The 14,177-nt window shown below is 73.8% G+C and carries 14 protein-coding genes; 7 read left to right on the forward strand and 7 right to left on the reverse strand.

Translation table 11 applies throughout. The features are described from left to right. Positions 1–33 precede the first annotated feature (33 nt). Both AB0M03_RS00455 and AB0M03_RS00460 read right to left on the reverse strand, forming a co-directional pair. Positions 34–585: a YceI family protein gene (locus AB0M03_RS00455; RefSeq protein WP_363486752.1), complete on the reverse strand. Its 552-nt coding sequence runs from the start codon at positions 583–585 to the stop codon at positions 34–36. A gap of 173 nt (positions 586–758) precedes the next feature. Beyond that, positions 759–2,225, reverse strand: coding sequence for an MFS transporter (locus AB0M03_RS00460; RefSeq protein WP_363486754.1), 1,467 nt, complete (start codon positions 2,223–2,225; stop codon positions 759–761). A gap of 173 nt (positions 2,226–2,398) precedes the next feature. Here AB0M03_RS00460 and AB0M03_RS00465 point away from each other — a divergent pair, with 173 nt between their 5' ends. Continuing rightward, the gene (locus AB0M03_RS00465; protein ID WP_363486756.1) at positions 2,399–3,103 is read left to right on the forward strand and encodes a TetR/AcrR family transcriptional regulator; all 705 of its coding nucleotides are present in this window, start codon (positions 2,399–2,401) and stop codon (positions 3,101–3,103) included. A gap of 121 nt (positions 3,104–3,224) precedes the next feature. Here AB0M03_RS00465 and AB0M03_RS00470 read toward each other — a convergent pair whose 3' ends face one another. After that, on the reverse strand, positions 3,225–3,698 hold the full coding sequence (locus tag AB0M03_RS00470) for a heme-degrading domain-containing protein (RefSeq protein ID WP_363486758.1): 474 nt from the start codon (positions 3,696–3,698) through the stop codon (positions 3,225–3,227). Continuing rightward, positions 3,695–4,789 (reverse strand): Gfo/Idh/MocA family oxidoreductase, encoded by a 1,095-nt coding sequence (locus AB0M03_RS00475; protein ID WP_363486760.1) that lies wholly within the window; start codon positions 4,787–4,789, stop codon positions 3,695–3,697. The genes AB0M03_RS00470 and AB0M03_RS00475 overlap by 4 nt, the downstream gene beginning before the upstream one ends. 54 nt (positions 4,790–4,843) lie before the next feature. On the opposite strand from AB0M03_RS00475, the gene AB0M03_RS00480 reads away from it, so the two are divergent. Then, positions 4,844–5,965: an ROK family protein gene (locus AB0M03_RS00480; RefSeq protein ID WP_363486762.1), complete on the forward strand. Its 1,122-nt coding sequence runs from the start codon at positions 4,844–4,846 to the stop codon at positions 5,963–5,965. Between the two features lie 138 nt (positions 5,966–6,103). On the opposite strand, the gene AB0M03_RS00485 is transcribed toward AB0M03_RS00480, so the two are convergent. Continuing rightward, complete coding sequence (locus AB0M03_RS00485; RefSeq protein ID WP_363487377.1) at positions 6,104–6,646, reverse strand: TetR/AcrR family transcriptional regulator; 543 nt, start codon at positions 6,644–6,646, stop codon at positions 6,104–6,106. A 341-nt stretch (positions 6,647–6,987) separates the two neighbouring features. Between AB0M03_RS00485 and AB0M03_RS00490 the strand changes: the two genes are divergently transcribed. The 3 genes from AB0M03_RS00490 to AB0M03_RS00500 all read left to right on the forward strand — a co-directional run bounded on the left by AB0M03_RS00490 (position 6,988) and on the right by AB0M03_RS00500 (position 10,716). Then, positions 6,988–8,943, forward strand: a complete 1,956-nt coding sequence (locus AB0M03_RS00490) for a glycoside hydrolase family 3 N-terminal domain-containing protein (protein WP_363486764.1) — start codon at positions 6,988–6,990, stop codon at positions 8,941–8,943. 140 nt (positions 8,944–9,083) lie between these two features. Next, on the forward strand, positions 9,084–9,380 hold the full coding sequence (locus AB0M03_RS00495) for a hypothetical protein (protein ID WP_363486766.1): 297 nt from the start codon (positions 9,084–9,086) through the stop codon (positions 9,378–9,380). A 100-nt stretch (positions 9,381–9,480) separates the two neighbouring features. Next, entirely contained in the window at positions 9,481–10,716 is a 1,236-nt protein-coding gene (locus AB0M03_RS00500) for a cation:proton antiporter (protein WP_363486768.1), read from the forward strand. Positions 10,717–10,790: 74 nt separating this feature from the next. On the opposite strand, the gene AB0M03_RS00505 is transcribed toward AB0M03_RS00500, so the two are convergent. Beyond that, positions 10,791–11,636, reverse strand: coding sequence for an alpha/beta fold hydrolase (locus tag AB0M03_RS00505; protein ID WP_363486770.1), 846 nt, complete (start codon positions 11,634–11,636; stop codon positions 10,791–10,793). 124 nt (positions 11,637–11,760) lie between these two features. On the opposite strand from AB0M03_RS00505, the gene AB0M03_RS00510 reads away from it, so the two are divergent. Continuing rightward, positions 11,761–12,366 carry an SUKH-4 family immunity protein gene (locus AB0M03_RS00510; protein ID WP_363486772.1) on the forward strand — a complete coding sequence of 202 codons (606 nt, stop codon included), beginning with the start codon at positions 11,761–11,763 and terminating at the stop codon, positions 12,364–12,366. On the opposite strand, the gene AB0M03_RS00515 is transcribed toward AB0M03_RS00510, so the two are convergent. Next, positions 12,263–13,309, reverse strand: coding sequence for an EamA family transporter (locus AB0M03_RS00515; protein WP_363486774.1), 1,047 nt, complete (start codon positions 13,307–13,309; stop codon positions 12,263–12,265). The genes AB0M03_RS00510 and AB0M03_RS00515 overlap by 104 nt on opposite strands. Before the next feature lie 39 nt (positions 13,310–13,348). On the opposite strand from AB0M03_RS00515, the gene AB0M03_RS00520 reads away from it, so the two are divergent. Further along, complete coding sequence (locus AB0M03_RS00520; RefSeq protein WP_363486776.1) at positions 13,349–13,867, forward strand: MarR family transcriptional regulator; 519 nt, start codon at positions 13,349–13,351, stop codon at positions 13,865–13,867. Positions 13,868–14,177 lie beyond the last annotated feature (310 nt).

Below are 14,177 nucleotides of genomic sequence, written 5' to 3' on the forward strand. Positions count from 1 at the left end.
CGGGGAAACGGCGGCTGTTTTCGGCGGCCGCGGTCACTTCTGCTTGATCGCGGAGATGTCGAACTCGAGGAGGATCCGGTCGGAGACCAGGACGCCGCCGCCCTCCAGCGCGGCGTTCCAGTTGACGCCGAAGTCCTTGCGGGAGATGGCCACGGAGCCCTCCAGCCCGACCCGGAGGTTGCCGTACGGGTCGACGGCGCTGCCCGTGTACTCGAAGTCGATGGTGACCGGCCGGGTGGTGCTTTTGATCGTGAGGTCGCCGGTGACGTGGTACTCGTTGGTGCCGACCTGCCTGACCCGGGTCGATTCGAAGGTGATCTCGGGGTGGTTCGGCACGTCGAGGAAGTCGTTGGTGCGCAGGTGCTGGTCGCGCTGCTGGTTGCCGGTGTCGATGCTGCCGGCCTTGATGGTGACGCGGGCGCGGGAGTTGCCCGGGTCCTCGCTGTCCAGGTGGGCGGTGCCCTCGAACTCGTGGAAGGAGCCGCGGACCTTCGTCACCATGGCGTGGCGGGCGACGAAGCCGAGCCGGGTGTGGGCCGGATCGATGGCGTACTCCCCGGTGAGCCGGGGCGTCGTGGTGGTCATGGCGGCGTTCCTCCTCGGGCGGGCCCGCGCCGGCGGACGGGCGCGCGGGCGTTCCTCTGCCGGCGCGCTTCTGCCCGGCTCCGGGGCCGGCGACACGCCGTCCGACCAGGAAAGACGAACGGCCGCGGCCGCCCGGTGAAGGGCTGCCGCGGCCGCTGGGCGTGTCCTGCGGATCAGACGTGGACCTTGGCGGCCGGCTCGCCGGCCTCCGCGGTGCCGTCCGCCGGCTCGCCGGCGGTGTGCGGGCGGGCGTGCCGGGGGAGCAGGAAGATCGCGACGAAGACCACGGCCATCATGACGAGCTCGACGACGAGGGTGATCTGCTCGGCGTGGACGAAGTCGCCGTCCTTCACCTGCTCGAAGAAGACGGTGCCGAGGATCGCGGTGCCCAGGGCCGCGCCGAACTGCTGCACCGAGGTGAGCGTGCCGGAGGCGGAGCCGGTCTCGTGCGGCTCGACCGAGGCGAGCACGGTGTCGAAGAACGGCGCCATCACGAAGCCCATGCCGAGGCCGGTGACGGTCAGGGCCGGGGCCAGCTGCCAGGGGGTGACCTCGGCACCGGCCAGGTGCAGGGTGAGCATGATGCCGCCCACGCCGAGGGCCATCACGATCAGGCCGCCGTGCATGACCTTGCGGCCGAAGCGCTGCAGCGCCTGCGAGGCGACGAAGGCGACCACCATGCCGAGCGAGGACGGGATGCCGGCCAGGCCGGCCTTGAACGGCGAGTAGTGCAGGCCGATCTGGGTGTAGAGGCTGAAGGTGAGCCAGAAGCCGGTCATCGCCGAGAAGAACAGCAGGCCGAGGACCATGCCGCCGCTGAAGCCGCGCTTGGCGAACAGGCTGGGCTCGACCAGCGGGTCGCCGCCGTTGCGGCTGCGCCGGCTCTCGTACCAGCCGAAGAAGCCGAAGACCGCGACGGAGGCGGCGATCAGGGCGAAGGCCCAGAAGGGCCAGTCGTGCTCGCGGCCCTGCACCAGCGGGAAGATCATCAGGGCCGAGCCGGCCGCGGCCAGCAGGGCGCCGAGCAGGTCGAGGCGGACGGCGCGGGCGCTCTTCCACTCGGGCAGGAAACCGAGGCCGCCGGCGATGGCGAACAGGCCGAGCGGGATGTTGATGAGGAAGATCATGCGCCAGCCGGTGCCGAACAGGTCGGCGTCGACCAGCCAGCCGGCCAGGATCGGGCCGCCGACCGTGGACAGACCCATGACCGGGCCGAACATGCCGAACGCGGTGGCCTGCTCCTTCTCGGAGAACATCTCCTTGAGCATGCCGAGCCCCTGCGGCAGCATCACCGCGCCCAGCAGGCCCTGGAAGACCCGGGCGGCGATCAGCTGGTCGGGCCCCTGGGCGAGGCCGCAGCCGATCGAGCCGAGGGTGAAGCCGACGGCGCCGATCAGGAACATCCGGCGGCGGCCGAAGATGTCGCCGAGCCGCCCGCCGGTGATCAGGCCGATGGCCATGGCCAGCGTGTAGGCGGCGCCCATCCACTGGATGGTGCTCTCGCCGCCGCCGATGTCGGCGCGGATGGAGGGGGCGGCGATGTTGGTGACCAGCGAGTCGAGGAGGTCCATGACCTCGGCGGCGAGGATCACGAACAGCGCGGCCCACCGCCAGCGGTAGGGGGTGGGTATGTCGCTCATGGCGTCTCCAGACGGGAGGAACAACGTTTCCATCAAACGAACACTGTTCTACGGACCCGATCGACGTTCTGTCAAACAATATTCGCGGGGGCGAACGCTGTTCGTTCTCGGTTACGATGATCGTCGACGTCCGTTGCGTTCGTCGATGCCCGTTTGCACTTGAGGAGGCGGCCGTGACCTCGGAGATGCCCGCGATCCCGTGGCACAAGACCCGGAAGGCCGACACCCGCCAGCCGCTCACCCCGGACGCCCTGGTCGAGGCCGGCATCCGCGTGCTCGACCGCGAAGGGCTGGAGGGCGTCACCATGCGCCGGGTCGCCCAGGAGCTCGGCACCGGCCCCGCCTCGCTCTACGCGCACGTGTCCGGCAAGGACGAACTGCTGGAGCTGATGCTGGAGCGCGTCTCCGGCGAGATCCGGCTGCCCGCCCGGCCCGAACCGGAGCGCTGGAAGGAGCAGATCAAGGAGGTCTGCCGGGAGGCCCAGCGGGTCTACACCGCGCACCGCGACATCACCGTGGTCTCGCTCGGCGGCATCCAGCTCGGTCCGAACAAACTGCGGGTCGCCGAATTCGTGGTCGGCCTGCTGCTCTCCGCCGGCATCCCCCGGCAGGTCGCCGCCTTCGCGTTGGACGGCCTCGGCCAGCTGATCGACTCGGACGCCTACGAGGCCTCGCTCTACACCACGAAGATCGCCGCCGGCGTGGACGTCGACGCGTACTTCGACGGCGTCCGGGACTACCTCGCCCGGCTCCCGGAGGAGCGCTTCCCGCTGCTCAGGGACATGGCCGAGACGATGGTCCACGGCGACGGCGACGAGCGCTTCGAGTTCAAGGTCGAGGTCTTCCTGCGCGGCCTGGAGTCGTACATCGAGCGGTAGCCGGGCTCCGGTGCGGGTCGGTTCCGTGCTGCGCCCGCCGATGCGGACGCCCGGGCGGCTCGGGGGCGCCGCCCGGGCGGGCTGTGGGGAGGGGCTGTGTGTGCGGGGGGCTCCGGGCGGGTCAGGCCAGGAACCGCTCCAGGCCGGCGACCACCATGCGGTGGTCCTCGGCCTGCGGGAGGCCGGAGACGGCGACCGTGCCGACCACGCCCACACCCTCGACGGTGATCGGGAAGGCGCCGCCGTGCGCCGCGTAGGTGTCGGGGTCGAGCCGGGACTTCTCCTCGAAGCTCTCGCCCTTCGCGGCGAACCGCAGCCCGACCAGGTAGGAGGAGCAGCCGTAGCGGTCCACCGTGCGGGTCTTGCGCAGGATCCAGGCGTCGTTGTCGGCGGAGGTGCCGGGCAGCGCGCAGTGGAAGAGCTGCTGGCCGTTGCGCCGGATGTCGACCACCACCGGCGCGCCCTGCTCCCGGGCCATGTCGACCAGCAGGCTGCCGAGCCGCCACGCGTCGTCGTTGTCGAAGTGCGGCAGCCGCAGGCGCCGCTCCTCGTCCTCGATCCGCCGGATCAGGGCGCCGATCTCCTCGGGGGTCACCGGGCCTCCTCCGCGCTCAGGGCGATCGTCCGGCCCTCGGCGGAGGAGCGGCGGGCGGCCTCCAGGACGGCGAGCGCGGCGACCGCGTCGCGCGGGTCGACCGGGGCCGGCCCGCCCTCGCGCAGGGCGTGCACCACGCCCGCGTAGAAGGCTGGGTAGTCGCCGGGCAGCGAGGGGTGCGGTGCGGTGCCGTTCTCGGTGCCGAGCAGGCCGCGGCCCGCCTCGGCGACCTCGCCCCAGCCGGGGCCGGGGCGCTGCCCGGCGCGCAGCGCGTCCTCCTGCGGGTCCATGCCGTGCACGGAGTACGCCGAGCGGTCGCCGAGCACCCGCAGGCGCGGGCCGAGCTGGCCGGTGAGGGCGCCCATCCACAGGTGGGAGCGGACGCCGCTGGTGTGGGTGAGCGCGACGAACGCGTCGTCGTCGACCCGGGCGCCGAGGCGGCGGGTGTCGACCTCGGCGTAGACGTGCGTGGCCGGGCCGAAGAGGGTGAGCGCCTGGTCGACCAGGTGGCTGCCGAGGTCGTACAGGATGCCGCCGGCGTCGGCCGGGTCGGCCGACTCGCGCCAGCCGTCCTTGAGCTCGGGGCGCCAGCGCTCGAAGCGGGACTCGTAGCGGTGCACCGTGCCGAGGGCGCCGTCCGCGAGCAGCTGCTGCACGGTGCGGAAGTCGGTGTCCCAGCGGCGGTTCTGGAAGACCGTCAGCAGCAGACCGCGGGCCTCGGCCAGGTCGGCCAGCTCGGCGGCCTCGGCGGCGGTGGCGGCCAGCGGCTTGTCGACGACGACCGGCAGGCCGGCCTCCAGCGCGGCGCGGGCGAGCGGCACGTGGCTGCGGTTGGGGGAGGCGACGACCAGGAGGTCCAGCGCGCCGGGGTCGGCGAGCAGCCGCTCGGCGGTGTCGACGGCGCGGGCCTGCGGGTGGTCGCGGTGCAGCTGCTCGCGCCGCTCGGGGTCGGCGGTGACCACGGCCTCCAGGCGCAGGCCCGGAGTGGTGGCGATGAGCGGGGCGTGGAAGGCGGCGCCGGCCAGGCCGTAGCCGACCAGGCCGACGCGGAGTGCGGGGCTCTCGGTGCTCTGGGTGGTCCCGGTAGTCATATCGCCAGTTAAACAACACTGTTTCCTAAGTGCAAGCCCAGGCAGAATGAAGCCATGACGACGCCGCCGCACCCCGGACCGTCCGGCACCAACCTCGCCGGACTGCGCGACCACAACGCCGCCCTCGTCCTCGGACTGCTCCGGGCCGCCCCGCACGGCGGCAGCCGCGTCGAACTCGCCACCCGCACCGGCCTCACCCCGCAGGCCATCGGCAAGATCACCGCCCGGCTGCTGGCCGACGGCATGATCGTCGAAGCCGGGCAGGCAGCCTCCACCGGCGGCAAGCCCCGAACCCTGCTGCAGCTGCGCGCCGAAGCAGGCTGCGCCGTCGGCGTCCACCTCGAACGCGACGAACTCACCGTGCTGCTCGTCGACCTCGCCGGCCGGCAGCACCACCTGCACACCCGCCCGCTGGAGGATGGCTCCGCCCCCGCCGACACCGTCTCGGTCGTCGCCGGGGAGGTCCGCCGGGCCCTCGCCGCCACCCCGCCCGGAGCCCGCCTGCTCGGCGTCGGCGTCGGCACCCGCGGCCCGCTGGACCACGCCGCGGGCATCCTCCACTGGTTCACGCCGGCCGGCCCCCGCGGCTCCTCCGACTGGCACCACTACCCGCTGCGCGACGAACTCGCCGCCCGCCTCGACGGCCTGCCGGTCATCGTCGACAAGGACACCAACACCGCCGCCCTCGCCGAGCCCCCCGCCGGCCCCCCTCCCGGCGGCGGCCTCGCCTACGTCCACCTCGCCGCCGGCCTCGGCGCGGGCCTGCTGCTCGACGGCGCCCTGCACCGCGGCACCCGCACCAACGCCGGCGAGTTCGGCCACCAGACCGTCCAGGTCGACGGCCCGCCCTGCGCGTGCGGCAACCACGGCTGCCTGGAAGTGCTCTGCCTCGCCGAACTGCGGCGCGGCGACCACGCCGCCGCCGCCCGACTGGTCGGCGTGGGCGTGGCCAACCTCGTCCGGCTGCTCGACATCGATCGCGTGGTCCTCGGCGGACGGGCCGTCCTGGCCGCCCCCGACACGTACCTCGACGGCGTCACCGCCCAGCTCAAGGCCCGCATCCCCGACCCCGACTGGCAACCCGTCCCGGTCACCGTCAGCACCGCCGGCCGCCTCGCCGTCGCCGTCGGAGCCGCCGAACTCGTCCTCGGCCCGCTCTTCGGCCGCCGCACCTGACGGTCGGCCGACGGCAATCCGCGGGCGGTGACGTCGCCGTAGCCGGTAGCGGCGTCGAGGGAGCCGGTGTCGCCGAGGATGCGGTTCTCCGCGGCCGGTGCCTCGATCCGCGGGGGGCCGTTGTCGTACGCCCCGGCGTCAGCCGGTGCGCAGGCCGGTGAGGAGGGCGTCGACGGTACGGCGGGTGGTGGCGGCCATGTCCACGGCTTCCGGGGCCAGCAGCCACTGGACCTGGAGGCCGTCCATCACCGCGATGATCGCGTTGGCGACGGCCTCGACGTCAGTGTCGGGGCGGGTCTCGCCGAGGTCGCAGGCCTCGCGCAGGGCCTCGACCACCAGGGCGCGCAGGCCGCGGTAGCGGGCGCGGAAGAAGTCCTGGGCGGGGTGGCCCTCGGTGACGCTCTCGGCCGAGAGCACCGCGTACAGCCGGACGATGCCCTCGCGTTCGGTGTTGCGCCGCACGGTCTCCACCAGGTGGTCCAGGAAGGCCAGTCCGCGCGGGCGTTCGGGGCCGAGCTGGCGCATCTCGGAGTCGTCGCGCAGCTCCAGGACCCCGCTGAGCAGGGCGGTCTTGGAGCGGAAGTGGTGCAGCAGGCCGGCCTGGGTGAGCCCGGCGCGTTCGGCGATCTCGGCCAGTGAGGAGTGGTGGTAGCCGCGGGTGGCGAAGGTCTCCACGGCGATGGCGAGGATCTCCTCGCGTCGGCGCGCCCCGTCGGCGCGCGGGGAGCGGTGGCCGGACGCCGGTGCGGCGTTCGCGGCCCGTCCGTCAGTGCTCTCGAGGGTCACCGGGTGAAGTGTACGAGCCCTCCGGGCGCTTGTGCCGCCCGTCCGGGGAGGTCGTCGGCCGATGATCCGTCACGCCGTGAAAAAAGTCGCGCAGAAGACTTACCTAGTGGTCGGTAGGTCTGATTGCATGTCAGCTGCCCTCAGCAGTGCACCACCCGGCGCGGCAGTCCCGTCTGCCGCTGCCGGACGCGCCTGTGTGCGCGTGTCCGCCCATCCACCGCGATACGGAGAGACACGTGGAACCCACCCGCTACGGCACCACCCGCCGCCCGCACCGCCGCCGGGCCCTGCTCGCCGGCGCCGTGCTCGCCGCATCGGCCCTGGCCGCGGGCACCGTGCCGCTGACCGCGGCACAGGCCGCGGAGCAGTCACCGGCGACCGTCGGCGGCCGCCCGCTGCCCTACCTCGACCCGAAGCTGCCGACGCAGCAGCGGGTCAAGGACCTCCTCGGCCGGATGACCCTGGAGGAGAAGATCGGCCAGATGACCCAGGCCGAGCGCAACGCCGTCGACGCGGACCGGGCGCAGATCACCGACCTCGGGCTCGGCTCGCTGCTGTCCGGCGGCGGTTCCACCCCGACCCCGAACACGCCCGGGGCCTGGGCCGACATGGTCGACGCGTACCAGCAGCGCGCCCTCGCCACCCGCCTGCACATCCCGCTGCTGTACGGCGTCGACTCGGTGCACGGCCACAACAACCTGGTCGGCGCCACCGTCTTCCCGCACAACATCGGCATGGGCGCCACCCGGGACCCGGACCTCGTCGAGGAGGCCGCCCGCATCACGGCGACCGAGACCCGCGCGACCGGCCCCCAGTGGGTGTTCGCGCCGTGCGTCTGCGTGGCCCGCGACGACCGCTGGGGCCGCACCTACGAGAGCTTCGGCGAGGACCCGGACCTGGTCACCCGGATGGAGACGGCCGTCGACGGCCTCCAGGGCGACAGTCGCAGGGACCTCTCCCGCCCCGACCGGGTTCTGGCCACCGTCAAGCACTACGCGGGCGACGGGGACACCGCCTACGGCAGCTCCACCAGCGGCAGTTACAAGCTCGACCAGGGTGTCACGATCACCGACCGCGAGCACTTCCGCACCGTCGACCTGGCGCCGTACGTGGCCGCCGTCCGCAAGCACGGGGTGGGCAGCATCATGCCCTCGTACTCCAGCGTCGACTGGACGGAGGACGGGGTCGGGAACCCCGTCAAGATGAGTGCCAGCAAGGAACTGCTGACCGACGTCCTCAAGCAGAAGATCGGCTTCGACGGCTTCCTCATCAGCGACTGGGACGCCATCAACCAGATCCCGGGCGACTACCCGACCCAGGTCCGCACCGCCGTCAACGCCGGCCTGGACATGTTCATGGTCCCGTACAGCGCGGCGAAGTTCGAGCAGGCCCTGCTCGCCGAGGTGCAGGCAGGACGGGTGCCGACCGCGCGCATCGACGACGCCGTCCGGCGCATCCTGCGCGCCAAGTTCGACCTCGGCCTGTTCGAACACCCCTACACCGACCGCAGCAACGCCGGCACCATCGGCTCCGCCGCCCACCGGGCGGTCGCCCGCCGCGCCGTCGCCGAGTCGCAGGTCCTGCTGAAGAACGACGACCGGACGCTGCCGCTGAAGGCGGGCCGGAAGATCTACGTGGCCGGCGCCAACGCCGACGACATCGGCAACCAGGCCGGCGGATGGACCGTCACCTGGCAGGGCAGGTCCGGCGCCACCATCCCCGGCACCACCCTGCTGCAGGGCATCCGGCAGTACGCCCCCGACGCCGCCTACAGCCGCGACGCCTCCGCCCCGACCATGGGCTACGACGTCGGCATCGTCGTCGTCGGCGAGACCCCGTACGCCGAGGGCGTCGGTGACGTCGGCAACGGCCACACCCTGAACCTCTCCGACGCCGACCGGGCGAACATCGACCGCGTCTGCGGCGCGATACCCACCTGCGTCGTCCTCGACGTGGCCGGCCGCCCGCAGATCGTCACCGGCGAACTGCCCAAGGCCGACGCCTTCGTGATGTCCTGGCTGCCCGGCAGCGAGGGCGCCGGTGTCGCCGACGTCCTCTTCGGCAAGCGGCCCTTCACCGGCAAGCTCCCGGTCAGCTGGCCGCGCAGCGAGGCCCAGGAGCCGATCAACATCGGCGACCGCTCGTACGACCCGCTCTTCCCCTACGGCTTCGGCCTCACCACCCGGCGCTGACCGACCGTCCGGCGCCGTTCGTCGGTGTCCTCCCGTAGCACCCGCAGCCGCCGCCGACCCGGCGGCTGCGGGCAAGGCACGGAGGGCCCTCCCGGTGCAGGGGAGGGCCCTCCGCCCGCAGGCCGGTGCAGACTGGGGACGTGCACCGAGCCTTCGTCCACGACGCGGTCCTCGCCCTCGGTCCGGGCGGCGACCCGCGCGCCCCAGGGGCCGCCGTCACCGTCGCCCTCTGCGGCCACTGGGAGCACGACCCGCCGTGCCCGCTGGCCCCGCACCGCACCACCGTCGAACCGGCGGCCGGCACGGGGGAGATGTACCTGCGCGTCCTCTTCGCCGCCGACCCGGCCGACGAGGCCGAGGTCCGCGCCCGGATCGAGGATGCCCTGCGCAGCGGCGGCCTGCAGGGGCCCGACGCCGCCCGCCTCACCGCACCCTGACCCGCCCGCTGCCGGTCCCGGCCGGCGGCCGGCCCGGCGCTTACGATCGTGAGCACTTGCCCGCCGTCCGGTCCCGCACCGGGGGAAGCCAGGTGCGCGCGTGATCGCGCTGGTCGTCAGCATGGCAACGCTCTTCGCGTGGGCCCTGGTCGCCGGGCGGCTGGCCCGCTGGAGCGTCACCGCGCCGGTCGCGATGACCGCCGCCGGTGTGCTGCTGACCGTCGGCCCCCACCCGCTGGTGTACGTCAGACTGACCACCGCGGACGCCGAACTGGCCGTCGAGATCATCCTCGCCGTGCTGCTCTTCACCGACGCCACCGCCGTTCCGGAGGGCGTCGTCCGCGGCCACCGCCGTCTGCTCGCCCGGCTCCTCCTGGTGGCCCTGCCGCTCACCATCGCCACCGGGGTGTTGCTCGGCGGCCTGCTCTTCCCGTCGAGCCGCTGGTGGCTGGCCGCACTGTTCGCCACGGTGACCGTCGCCGTCGACCTCGCGCCCGCCGCCGAACTGATCCGCGACTCCCGGCTGCCGTCCTGGCTGCGCGGCGTCCTCACGGTCGAGACCGGGCTCAACGACGGCATCCTCGCCCCCGTCTTCCTGGTCTGCCTGGCCGGCGCCGAGGCCTACGGCGACGTCCCGCAGCCCTCCGGCGACCCGCTGGGCGACGCGCTCGACGCGGTCCTCTGGGCCGTGGTCGCGGGCGCCCTGGTCGGCAAGCCCGGCGGCCTGCTGCTGCGGAGGACCTGGCAGGCCGGCTGGACCAGGCCCGCCGCCGTACGGCTCGGCATCGTGGCCCTGCCGCTCGCGGCGTACGGGCTCGGCATCCTGCTGGAGGGCAGCGGCTTCATCGCCGCCTTCGTCGCCGGGCTCTGCTTCGCCCCGGACGCACGCGCGCTGCCGCCCAGTACCCTCCGCCTGGTCGACGACGTCGGCACCCTGCTCTCCCTCGCCCTCTGGTTCGTCTTCGGGGAACTCGTCACCCAGGCCTTCACCGGCGACTTCGACGTCCGGGTGATCGCCTATGCCGCGCTGTCCCTCACCGCCGTCCGCGTTCTCCCCGTCCTGCTCGCCCTGACCGGCAGCGGCCTGCACCGCGCCGACCGGCTGCTGCTGGCCTGGCTCGGCCCGCGCGGTATGGCCACCATCGTGTACGGGCTCCTCGCCTTCAACGGCCTCGCCCCCGTCGACCCGCACGCCGCCGACCTCGTCGGGCAGGTGATGACCATGACCGTGCTGATGAGCCTCGTCCTGCACGGCCTGACCTACGGCCCGCTCGCCGCCCGCTACGAGGGCACCCGCAGCCGGGCCCCCGCAGACCCGCCCGGCGGGGCGGCCTGAGGAGCCCGGCCGACTGGCCGGCGCCGCCGACGTGCCGCCGGACGCCTTCGCGCTCCCGGCATCGGTGGCCCCGGTCAATGTGCGCCGGTGTGCTCGAGGATCGCGCGGACGATCGTCGCCCAGTCGGCCCGTTCGACCCCGTGGCCGGCGTCCTGCAGGACCAACAGCCTTGCCCCCGGGATCCGTTCTGCGAGTGCCTCGCCGTGCCGGAGCGGGAACACCGGATCGGCGGTCCCGTGGACCACCAGCGTGGGCACGGCGATCGAGGACAGGGCCTCCTGCGGCAGCTCGCCCTCCGGAAGCATGTCGTGGTTCCGGGCCGAAGCGAAGTCGTGCGCGCGCTCGACGTCGCGGCGGACCAGGCTGCGCACGGCACTCTCGTCGAACGGGCGCCGGCCCCCCGCGAGCATCCGCGCGTAGGAGACCTGGTGGTCGATCACCGATCCGGCCTCCGGCCGGTCGGCCTGCGAGGCCGCCGTGAACCGCATGTACTCCTCGGTCGGCGGCGGGAGTTCGCCGCCGACGGGCACGGCGGCCGACGTGCTGACCAGGACGAGCGAGAGGACGCGGCCGGGGTGGCCGAGCGCGAGCAACTGCGCCATCGCCCCGCCGGCCGAGACACCCACGACGTGCGCGGCCGGGATCCCGTGGCCGGCGAGCACGCGGGCGGCGTCACCGACCAGGTCCGCGCCGGTGTACCCGGGACGGCCCGGCCCGTAGGTGACCGACCGACCGGTGTCGCGGTGGTCGTAGCGGATCACGAAGCGCCCGCCCCCGGCGAGCATCCGGCAGAACCCCTCCTCCCACCAGAGCATCGAAGCCCCGGTGCCCATGACGAGGAGGACGGGTGGATCGGACGGGTCGCCGAAGGCCTCGGTGCACAGCTCGACACCGTCCACCTCGATGATGCGCTCGGCCATCGCTGCGCCTCCTCTCCCGTCCCATGGTCGCCCGAGCGCCCGGGACGCACCCTCCGGGCCGCCGGCCGCGGTGTCGGGGGTGTGCGGTTGGATGGCGTGAGTTGCCGTTGAACGGGGGATGTCCGTGAACAAGTCCGAGCTGGTCGCCGCCGCGCGCCGACCCACCACCGAGTGGCTGGAGTCCTGCTTCGGCCCGGGGACGGTCTGGCGGCCGACCGAGGAGGAGCTGCCCGGGCGCCTCCACGACACCGGGGCACGGGCCTTCCTGACCGAGGTCGGGATTCCGGCCGTGCGCCTCTCCTTCGTCGACTGGGACTCCACCGGCCTGCCGGAGAAGGGCATGTGGGAGGAGGACCCGGACGAGCTCTTCGGAAACCGGTACCCGGACGACAACTCCCCGCCCGCCTGCTACTCCTACAGCATCGGCACCCGCAACGTGCGGCACCTGATGGTCCGCGGCGACACCGGTGCCGTCGAGATCTACGACCCGGAGGGCTGGGACCACGGCGCCGGCTACGGCGGCTACGCCGCCGAGGCGCTGCCCGTGCTCGTCGGCGCCCTCGGCCTGCTCGCCCGCTACGAGGACCGCCTGACCGGCGACGAGGCGGACGCCGCCCGCGAGGAGTTCACGGCCCTGCTGGAGGAGTTGGGCCAGGGGCCGGACGACTCCTCGTTCTGGGACGGCCTCCTGGCGGAAGTGGAGGACGAGTACGGCCTCCTGGAGGACTGACGGCCTGCGCCCCGCCGCCCGCCCGCGCCCCGCCGCCCGCCCGCGCCCCGCCGCCCGCCCGCGCCCCGGCCGCGCGGGCGGGCCCGCCGGCCGTTGAGCGCATCCCGGGGCGGCCGAGCACGATGCCGCCCAGGATGAGGGCCATGCCGGCCAGCTGCCGCAGAGTCAGGGACTCCCCGGCGAGCGAGGTGCCGAGGACCACACCGGTGACCGGGTTGAGCAGGCCGACCAGGCCGACCGTCCCGGCGGGCAGGCGCCGCAGCCCGGCGAACCAGACGACGAAGGCCAGCGCGGTGGCCACCACGGTGACGTAGCCGAAGGCGAGCAGTTCGGAGCCGCCGAGCGGTGGTGGCGGGCCCTCCACCGCGGCGGCCACCGGCAGCAGGAGCAGACCGCCTGCGGTCAGCTGCCAGGCGGTCGAGGCCAGCAGGCCCGCACCGGTGCCCCACCGCTTGCCGAGGACGAAGCCGAGCGAGGACACCAGCATGGCCGCGGCCGAGGCCAGCACCCCCGGCACGCTCACCCGGCCCGCCCCGCCGAGCAGCATCAGGCACACCCCGGCGATCCCGATGCCGGCGCCGGCCAGATGGCCGGGGCGTGGCCGTTCGCCGAGCAGGGCCCAGCCGGCCAGCATCATCACCAGCGGCGCGAGCGCCATGACGGTGGACGCCACGCTGGTGGCCAGCAACTGCGACGCCGCGTAGACCAGCACGAAGAAGGCGCTGGTGTTGAGCAGCCCGAGCACGGCCGACCGCCACCACCAGGCACCGCGCGGCAGCTCCCGGCAGAGCGCGAGGAGCAGCAGCCCGGCGGGCAGCGCCCGGACGGCCGCCCCGAAGAGCGGGTGGTCCTCCGGCAGGAACCGCTGGGTCACGAAGTAGTTGACGCCCCAGGCCACCGGGGCGATCGCCGTGAGCAGGAGCCACCGCAGATTACCTTCCATGGAAGACAATATAACTTCCCAGGAAGATATAGTCGCCCCATGGACGAACCGCAGCCGCTCGACCACGTCGCCCGCATCCAGGCCGAATGGGCCCGCGAACGGCCGGACCTCGACGTCCGCCCGCAGGGCGTCATCGGCCGCCTCCACCGCCTCGCCGCCCTGCTGACCGAGGAGCTCTGCCTGGTGTACGGCCGGTACGGCCTGGGCGAGGGCGAGTTCGACGTGCTGGCGGCGCTGCGCCGGGCCGGCGAGCCGTTCGAACGGACCCCCGGCGAACTCGCCGCCCACACCATGGTCACCACCGGCGCCATGACCAAGCGGATCGACCGTCTCGAACGGGCCGGCCTGGTCACCCGACGCCGCAGCGACGCCGACGGCCGGGCCCGGGTGGTGGCCCTCACCGCCGCCGGACGGGAGCTCATCGACCGGGCCTTCGCCGACCACATGCGCAACGAACGCCGCCTCCTGGACACGCTCGACCCCTCCGAGGCGGCCGCCCTCGAGGCCCTCCTCACCACCTGGCTCGCCCACATCGAACCCCCGCAGGTGCACCGCTGAGGGGCGCGGCCCGGCCGGGCGCCGCTGCACGATCAGGGCGTGCAGCGGGTCGAAACGGCCGAGCCGCGCCACCTCCCGCGAGCGGACCGTCGACGGCGGCCGACGCCACCAACCCGCCGAGCACGACACGGATGTGCCCGGATCGAGTGAGCGGCCGCGGGACACGCCGAGAGCCCCGCCGGCCGGCTGGAAGGATCGTGCCCGCACCGGCAGTCCGGGCCCGCTGCCGTCCCCTTTTCCCGCCCGCAGTGTGCCTTCCGGCACCTGCCGTCCGCTCGCGCCCGCGCACACCACCGTGCGGCGCAACGCC

Source organism: Kitasatospora sp. NPDC051914 (assembly GCF_040680995.1).
In the GTDB taxonomy this organism is placed as follows: domain Bacteria; phylum Actinomycetota; class Actinomycetes; order Streptomycetales; family Streptomycetaceae; genus Kitasatospora.

Coding starts and splice junctions, on each gene's coding strand:
- AB0M03_RS00455 (WP_363486752.1), bottom strand. CDS start 585: ATGACCACCACGACGCCCCGGCTCACCGGGGAGTACGCCATCGATCCG.
- AB0M03_RS00460 (WP_363486754.1), bottom strand. CDS start 2,225: ATGAGCGACATACCCACCCCCTACCGCTGGCGGTGGGCCGCGCTGTTC.
- AB0M03_RS00475 (WP_363486760.1), bottom strand. CDS start 4,789: ATGACTACCGGGACCACCCAGAGCACCGAGAGCCCCGCACTCCGCGTC.
- AB0M03_RS00480 (WP_363486762.1), top strand. CDS start 4,844: ATGACGACGCCGCCGCACCCCGGACCGTCCGGCACCAACCTCGCCGGA.
- AB0M03_RS00505 (WP_363486770.1), bottom strand. CDS start 11,636: ATGGCCGAGCGCATCATCGAGGTGGACGGTGTCGAGCTGTGCACCGAG.
- AB0M03_RS00515 (WP_363486774.1), bottom strand. CDS start 13,309: ATGGAAGGTAATCTGCGGTGGCTCCTGCTCACGGCGATCGCCCCGGTG.
- AB0M03_RS00520 (WP_363486776.1), top strand. CDS start 13,349: ATGGACGAACCGCAGCCGCTCGACCACGTCGCCCGCATCCAGGCCGAA.